Source organism: Enterobacter cloacae complex sp. 6730903, assembly GCF_048283985.1.
Taxonomy (GTDB): domain Bacteria; phylum Pseudomonadota; class Gammaproteobacteria; order Enterobacterales; family Enterobacteriaceae; genus Enterobacter; species Enterobacter hormaechei_C.
The window spans coordinates 140,469-148,060 of sequence record NZ_JBLVXX010000009.1 but is presented as its reverse complement, the minus strand read 5'-3'; the positions used below and the strand labels follow the sequence as shown (position 1 = coordinate 148,060).

Here is a 7,592-nt window from a genome sequence, read left to right as displayed (position 1 = left end):
CCCCGTGGGAGAGGGGCCGGGGGTGAGGGCATCAGGCCTTAACATACGCTACCCTCTCCCTGTGGGAGAGGGGCTGGGGGTGAGGGCACCAGACCGCACAATACCTGACCCCGAAAAACCCATTCCAAATCACATTTAAGGGTCGATCTTTGACCTCAACTTCTCTATAATCTTGCGACCCCACGTTACGAGAAGGTTTTTTTCCCGAAACTTTCTATGTGTCGGCATGTGCTATTCGAAGGGGTAGGTTTGCCGGACTTTGTCGTGTGAACCTCAACTGACTAAACGTTTGGGTGTTCACCAACGTGTAACTTATTATTTGGGTAAGCTTTTAATGAAAACTTTTACAGCTAAACCAGAAACCGTACAGCGCGACTGGTATGTTGTTGACGCGACCGGTAAAACTCTGGGCCGTCTGGCTACTGAACTGGCTCGTCGCCTGCGCGGTAAGCATAAAGCGGAATACACTCCGCACGTTGATACCGGTGATTACATCATCGTTCTGAACGCTGACAAAGTTGCTGTTACCGGCAACAAGCGTACTGACAAAATGTACTACCACCACACCGGCCACATCGGTGGTATCAAAGAAGCGACCTTTGAAGAGATGATTGCCCGCCGTCCTGAGCGTGTGATTGAAATCGCGGTTAAAGGCATGCTGCCAAAAGGCCCGCTGGGTCGTGCTATGTTCCGTAAACTGAAAGTTTACGCAGGCAACGAGCACAACCACGCGGCACAGCAACCGCAAGTTCTTGACATCTAATCGGGATTATAGGCAATGGCTGAAAATCAATACTACGGCACTGGTCGCCGCAAAAGTTCCGCAGCTCGCGTTTTCATCAAACCGGGCAGTGGTAAAATCGTAATCAATCAGCGTTCTCTGGAACAATACTTCGGTCGCGAAACTGCCCGCATGGTAGTTCGCCAGCCGCTGGAACTGGTTGATATGGTAGAAAAACTGGATCTGTACATCACCGTTAAAGGTGGTGGTATCTCCGGTCAGGCAGGTGCGATCCGTCACGGTATCACCCGCGCGCTGATGGAGTACGACGAATCCCTGCGTTCTGAACTGCGTAAAGCTGGCTTCGTTACTCGTGACGCTCGTCAGGTTGAACGTAAGAAAGTGGGTCTGCGTAAAGCACGTCGTCGTCCACAGTTCTCCAAACGTTAATCCATTCTGCTTACGCAGAACGATTGGCGAAAAACCCGCTTCGGCGGGTTTTTTTATGGATAATGCGCAGGTTATCCACAGTAACATTTCATATATCTTCTCTTTTTCCACATTTCCGGAATCCCCTCACCACAAAGCCATCAAAATCTGGTAAACTATCATCCAATTTTCTGCCCAAATATCGGTGAATACTCGATTTTTGTTCGATTCTTGAACAATGTGTCTTCTCTGGGATGGGCGATACATCATCTGGCTGGCCCCGTTGGGCTGGTAGCAGTAAAAATTCTGAATATACCTGGAGGTTTTCATGGCTGTCGCTGCCAACAAACGTTCGGTAATGACGCTGTTTTCTGGTCCTACTGACATTTATAGCCATCAGGTTCGTATCGTGCTGGCCGAGAAGGGTGTCAGTTTTGAGATCGAGCATGTGGAAAAGGATAACCCGCCTCAGGATCTGATCGATCTCAACCCGAGCCAAAGCGTACCGACGCTGGTGGATCGCGAGCTGACCCTGTGGGAATCCCGTATCATTATGGAATACCTGGATGAGCGTTTCCCGCATCCGCCGCTGATGCCTGTTTATCCTGTTGCGCGTGGTGAAAGCCGCCTGTACATGCAGCGTATCGAGAAAGACTGGTACTCGCTGATGAACGTTATCGTCAACGGTTCCTCTTCTGAAGCGGATGCTGCACGTAAACAGCTGCGTGAAGAGCTGCTGGCGATTGCGCCGGTATTTGGTCAAAAGCCTTTCTTCCTGAGCGACGAGTTCAGCCTGGTAGATTGCTACCTGGCTCCGCTGCTGTGGCGTCTGCCAACCCTGGGCGTAGAGTTCAGCGGCCCTGGCGCAAAAGAGCTGAAAGGCTACATGACTCGCGTCTTTGAGCGCGACTCTTTCCTGGCATCCTTAACTGAACCGGAACGTGAAATGCGTCTCGGCCGAGGCTAATGACTGTGGAAATGTCACAACTTTCACCACGCCGTCCGTATCTGCTGCGCGCCTTCTATGAATGGCTGCTGGATAACCAGCTCACGCCGCACCTGGTTGTGGATGTGACGTTGCCGGGTGTGCAGGTTCCAATGGAATACGCGCGCGACGGACAGATCGTACTGAATATTGCGCCACGCGCAGTGGGTAACCTGGAGCTGGCGAACGACGAAGTGCGCTTTAATGCGCGCTTCGGCGGCGTGCCGCGTCAGGTTTCCGTGCCGCTGGCAGCTGTGCTGGCTATCTACGCCCGTGAAAACGGTGCGGGCACCATGTTCGAGCCGGAAGCGGCTTATGATGAAGAGGTTGCCAGCCTGAATGATGATGAGGCATCCGATGAACGCGAAAGCGACACGGTAATGTCTGTCATTGATGGCGATAAACCCGATCATAATGACGACACCGATCCGGATGACGAGCCACCACCACGCGGTGGTCGTCCCGCACTGCGCGTTGTGAAATAAACAAACAGGCCCGACGGGCCTGTTTTGCTTTCCGTCCCTTTTCGCCCCCTCTAATTTCCTGTGTTATGATGAACTGTTTTCCTTCAATGGCACCGGACTGCAATGAAACCGACTGATCTTAAAGCTGAAAACTCTGATGAAACCATTGGTCGCAGCCTGCGCCGTCGGCCGCTGGCGCGCAAAAAACTGTCTGATATGGTGGAAGAAGAGCTGGAGCAGATGATCCGTCGGAAGGAATTTGCCCAGGGAGAGCAGTTACCCTCCGAGCGCGAACTGATGGAGTTCTTCAACGTGGGTCGCCCCTCGGTGCGCGAAGCGCTGGCGGCGCTAAAGCGTAAAGGGCTTGTGCAGATTAACAACGGTGAACGTGCCCGCGTAACCATGCCGTCTGCCGATACCATCATCAGTGAATTGTCGGGAATGGCGAAAGACTTTCTGACCCAGCCCGGCGGTATTGCCCATTTCGAGCAGCTTCGCCTGTTCTTTGAATCCAGCCTCGTTCGTTATGCCGCAGAATATGCCACTGACGATCAGATTGCGCAGCTCACGAAAGCCCTGGAGATCAACAGCCAGTCCCTGGATGACAACACGCTATTTATTCGTTCCGATGTCGATTTTCACCGCGTGCTGGCGGAGATCCCCGGCAATCCGATCTTCAATGCGATCCACGTTGCGCTGCTAGACTGGTTAATTGCGGCGCGTCCTAAAGTGCCGGACGCAGAGCTTTATCAGCATAATGAAGTCAGCTATCGCCAGCATATCGCAATTGTGGATGCGATCCGCCGCCGGGATCCGGATGAAGCGGATCGGGCGTTGCAAACTCACCTTAACAGCGTCTCCGCCACCTGGCACGCTTTCGGCCAGCATTCAAAAGCCAAAAAATAACGATCCTTTAGTGAAGCAGATCGCAATATAAGCGTTCTGTATTCTACTGCTGCTTAATTGATCTGGTATAACAGGTATAAAGGTATGTCGTTATAACAAACACACGATCGATTGAGGTAACTATGGCAACGCAATTACGCGGCGTAATGGCCGCACTCCTGACCCCGTTTAACTCTGAGCAGATGCTGGATAAAGAAAGCCTGCGCCGTCTGGTGCGGTTCAATATTGAACAGGGTATCGATGGGCTGTACGTCGGCGGTTCAACGGGAGAGGCCTTTGTACAGAGCCTTTCGGAACGAGAGCAGGTGATGGAGATTGTGGCGGAAGAGGCGAAGGGGAAAATCACGCTCATCGCCCATGTTGGCTGCGTCAGCACGGCGGAAAGCCAGCAGTTAGCCATGGCCGCCGCCCGCGTCGGTTTTGACGCTGTGTCCGCCGTCACACCGTTTTACTATCCCTTTAGCTTTGAAGAACATTGCGACCACTATCGTGCAATTATTGACTCCGCGGAGGGGTTGCCGATGGTGGTTTATAACATCCCTGCGCTAAGCGGCGTGAAGTTAAGCCTGGATCAGATCAACACGCTGGTAACGCTGCCTGGCGTCGGCGCGCTGAAGCAAACCTCCGGCGATCTCTTCCAGATGGAGCAGATCCGTCGTGAACATCCGGATCTGGTGCTCTACAACGGTTATGACGAGATTTTCGCCTCCGGCCTGCTGGCCGGCGCGGACGGGGGGATCGGCAGCACCTACAACATTATGGGCTGGCGCTACCAGGCGATCGCTAAAGCGGTTCGTGAAGGGGATAACGCCACCGCACAGCGCCTGCAAAGCGAATGCAACACGGTGATCGATCTGCTGATTAAAGCCGGGGTGTTCCGTGGTCTGAAAACGGTTCTGCACTATATGGACGTGGTATCCGTGCCGCTGTGCCGTAAGCCGTTTGCCCCTGTGGATGAAAAATTCGTGCCAGCGCTGAAAGCGCTGGCGGAGCAGCTAATGGCGGAAAAACGCTAACGCATAGCCGGGGGCGCTTCGTCTTAGCCGGCCTACAAAAACATGCTACGTAGGCCGGATAAGGCGCAGCCGCCATCCGGCAAAACGACAGAGAAATCGTCGGGAGAGTGAAATGAGTAAGTCTACCCAAAGCATCCCGTGGTACCGCCATCTTACCCGTCCTCAGTGGCGCGCCTTCTCCGCCGCCTGGCTGGGATATCTGCTTGATGGCTTCGATTTTGTATTGATAGCCTTAGTCCTGACAGAAATAAAAAGCGAGTTTGCCCTGACGACAGTGGAAGCGGCGAGCCTGATTTCGGCGGCCTTTATATCGCGCTGGTTCGGCGGCCTGCTGCTGGGCGCCATGGGCGACCGCTATGGCCGCAAGCTGGCGATGATCACCAGCATCGTGCTCTTTTCCTGCGGTACGCTGGCCTGCGGTTTTGCGCCGGGTTACGTCACCCTGTTTATCGCCCGCATGGTGATAGGCATGGGGATGGCGGGGGAATATGGCTCCAGCGCAACCTATGTGATTGAGAGCTGGCCAAAGCACCTGCGCAACAAGGCGAGTGGTTTTCTGATTTCCGGTTTCTCCGTCGGCGCCGTGGTTGCGGCCCAGGTCTACAGCCTTGTCGTGCCCGTCTGGGGCTGGCGGGCGCTGTTCTTTATCGGTATTCTGCCCATCGTCTTTGCCCTGTGGCTGCGGAAAAATATTCCGGAAGCTGAGGACTGGAAAGCGAAGCACGAAGGCAAAGCCCCGGTGCGCACCATGGTTGATATTCTGTATCGCGGCAAATACCGCGTCATCAATATGGCGATGACGCTGTTTGCCGGTACGGCGCTGTGGTTCTGTTTTGCAGGCGAACTCAACAACGCGGGGCTGGTCGTTATTCTCGGCCTGCTGTGCGCCATCGTCTTTATCAGCTTTATGGTGCAAAGCAGCGGTAAACGCTGGCCGACGGGCGTCACGTTGATGGTTGTCGTACTCTTCGCCTTTCTCTACTCCTGGCCGATTCAGGCGCTATTACCCACTTATCTGAAAACCGACCTGGCCTATGATCCCTCAACGGTGGCGAAGGTGCTGTTCTTTAGCGGCTTCGGCGCGGCAGTAGGCTGCTGCGTGGGTGGTTTTCTCGGTGACTGGCTTGGCACCCGCAAGGCCTATGTCTGTAGCCTGTTGGCCTCACAGCTCCTGATTGTTCCCGTCTTTGCGATCGGCGGCGCCAATGTCTGGGTGTTGGGCTTGTTACTCTTTTTCCAGCAGATGCTGGGGCAGGGGATCTCCGGGATCTTACCCAAACTCATCGGTGGCTATTTCGATACCGACCAGCGTGCGGCGGGTCTGGGCTTTACCTACAACGTTGGCGCGTTGGGCGGCGCGATTGCCCCGGTGATTGGCGCGCTGCTGTCGCAGGATATGGCGCTGGGCACGGCCCTGGGATCGCTCTCCTTTGGCCTGACGTTTGTGGTGATCTTGCTTATTGGTCTGGATATGCCCTCCCGCGTTCAGCGCTGGATCAGGCCAGAAGCCCTGCGTACGCATGACGCTATTGACGGTAAACCTTTCAGCGGAGCCGTCCCGTTTGGCGGCGATAAAAGCGCTTTAGCGAAAAGCAAAAGTTAATCCGCTTGCCCGGACCTGTACCGGGCACAGTCGTAAGGGATGAGGTATGTCACAACGGGATAAAAACATTTCCGAGCGGGGCGGTGCTATGACGACACTGGCGATAGACATAGGTGGAACTAAACTTGCCGCCGCCCTGGTGGATGACGGTTTACAGATCCACGCGCGACGCGAATGCCCTACGCCCGCCAGTAAGACGCCTGACGCGCTGCGTGAGGCGCTGGCTGAGCTGGTCAAGCCGTTACAGACCCAGGCGACGCGTGCGGCCATTGCCTCAACCGGAATCATTCAGGACGGCAATCTGCTGGCGATTAACCCGCAAAATCTCGGAGGATTGCACCATTTTCCGCTGGTGCAGACGCTCGAAGACATAGCGGGTTTGCCGACCCTGGCGATCAATGATGCTCAGGCTGCGGCATGGGCGGAATATCACGTTAGTGCGAAGGAAATTAAAGACATGGTATTCCTGACTGTTTCAACGGGCGTGGGGGGCGGCGTAGTCAGTAACGGGAAACTCGTGACCGGAAGCGGCGGACTGGCAGGGCATCTTGGGCATACGCTCGCCGATCCAAACGGCCTGCAATGCGGCTGTGGTCGCGTGGGGTGCGTGGAAGCCATCGCGTCTGGTCGCGGTATTGCCGCCGCAGCCAGGGGAGAGCTTGCAGGATGCGATGCAAAAACGATTTTTGCGCGCGCGGCAGAGGGAAATAAACAGGCGGCGGAACTGGTCCAACGTTCTGCACAGGTACTGGCGCGGCTTATTGCCGACACGAAAGCGGTGATGGACTGCCAGCGCGTGGTGATTGGCGGCAGCATCGGGCTGGCAGGAGGGTATCTGGCGCGGGTCCGCGCGTATCTTGAGGAGCATCCTTCTGTTTATCACGTTGAATTAACCGCCGCGCACTATCGACACGATGCGGGCTTACTGGGCGCGGCGCTGTTAGCTCAGGGAGAAAGATGATGTTTTTTGGTGAGATTCGGACGCTTCCCTCCACGGGGTTGCATCCCGTTCTTCTGGAGGCGCTAACCCTCGCGCTGGCTGCCCGTCCGCTGGAAAAAGCGGCAGGACGTTATCAGCTTCGCGGTGAGGATATCTTCATGAACGTGATGACGTTTGCCACGCAGTTTCCAGACCAGAAGAAAGCGGAACTGCATGAGCAATATATTGATATCCAGGTGTTATTGACGGGAGAAGAGCGCATCCTCTTTGGCGTGACGGGCTCGGCACGCCAGCGTGAAGATTTTCATCCTGAAGAAGATTATCAGTTGTGCAGTGAGATTGCAGGCGAACAGTGTGTCACCCTCCGGCCGGGGATGTGCGCCGTATTTATGCCGGGAGAGCCACATAAGCCAGGATGCGCAATCTTTGAGCCAGGCGAGATAAAGAAAGTCGTGGTGAAGGTACGCGCCCGCTTGCTGGGCACGTAGTTTATAGGCCTGATGGCGCTTCGCTTATCAGGCCTGCGGG

9 protein-coding genes are annotated in these 7,592 nt (G+C 55.1%); all 9 read left to right on the top strand.

Annotated features, from left to right (window positions below; genetic code table 11):
* The first annotated feature begins 334 nt into the window (after positions 1 to 334).
* The 9 genes from rplM to nanQ all read left to right on the top strand — a co-directional run bounded on the left by rplM (position 335) and on the right by nanQ (position 7,552).
* Positions 335 to 763, top strand: coding sequence for a 50S ribosomal protein L13 (gene rplM, locus ACNQ0W_RS07195; RefSeq protein ID WP_003860434.1), 429 nt, complete (start codon positions 335 to 337; stop codon positions 761 to 763).
* Positions 764 to 778: 15 nt separating this feature from the next.
* Complete coding sequence (gene rpsI, locus ACNQ0W_RS07190; RefSeq protein ID WP_003860436.1) at positions 779 to 1,171, top strand: 30S ribosomal protein S9; 393 nt, start codon at positions 779 to 781, stop codon at positions 1,169 to 1,171.
* 307 nt (positions 1,172 to 1,478) lie between these two features.
* The gene (gene sspA / locus ACNQ0W_RS07185) at positions 1,479 to 2,117 is read left to right on the top strand and encodes a stringent starvation protein SspA (RefSeq protein WP_003860438.1); all 639 of its coding nucleotides are present in this window, start codon (positions 1,479 to 1,481) and stop codon (positions 2,115 to 2,117) included.
* 5 nt (positions 2,118 to 2,122) lie between these two features.
* Positions 2,123 to 2,620 carry a ClpXP protease specificity-enhancing factor gene (gene sspB, locus ACNQ0W_RS07180; protein WP_062933448.1) on the top strand — a complete coding sequence of 166 codons (498 nt, stop codon included), beginning with the start codon at positions 2,123 to 2,125 and terminating at the stop codon, positions 2,618 to 2,620.
* A gap of 102 nt (positions 2,621 to 2,722) precedes the next feature.
* Complete coding sequence (nanR, locus tag ACNQ0W_RS07175; protein ID WP_017382717.1) at positions 2,723 to 3,505, top strand: transcriptional regulator NanR; 783 nt, start codon at positions 2,723 to 2,725, stop codon at positions 3,503 to 3,505.
* A 122-nt stretch (positions 3,506 to 3,627) separates the two neighbouring features.
* Entirely contained in the window at positions 3,628 to 4,521 is an 894-nt protein-coding gene (gene nanA / locus ACNQ0W_RS07170; RefSeq protein ID WP_045338301.1) for an N-acetylneuraminate lyase, read from the top strand.
* A 112-nt stretch (positions 4,522 to 4,633) separates the two neighbouring features.
* The gene (locus ACNQ0W_RS07165; protein WP_015572000.1) at positions 4,634 to 6,124 is read left to right on the top strand and encodes an MFS transporter; all 1,491 of its coding nucleotides are present in this window, start codon (positions 4,634 to 4,636) and stop codon (positions 6,122 to 6,124) included.
* Between the two features lie 88 nt (positions 6,125 to 6,212).
* Positions 6,213 to 7,085, top strand: a complete 873-nt coding sequence (gene nanK, locus ACNQ0W_RS07160; protein WP_062933446.1) for an N-acetylmannosamine kinase — start codon at positions 6,213 to 6,215, stop codon at positions 7,083 to 7,085.
* A complete protein-coding gene (nanQ, locus tag ACNQ0W_RS07155) occupies positions 7,085 to 7,552 on the top strand; it encodes an N-acetylneuraminate anomerase (RefSeq protein WP_062933447.1) in 468 nt (155 codons plus the stop codon). The genes nanK and nanQ overlap by 1 nt, the downstream gene beginning before the upstream one ends.
* The last annotated feature ends 40 nt before the right edge of the window (positions 7,553 to 7,592 follow it).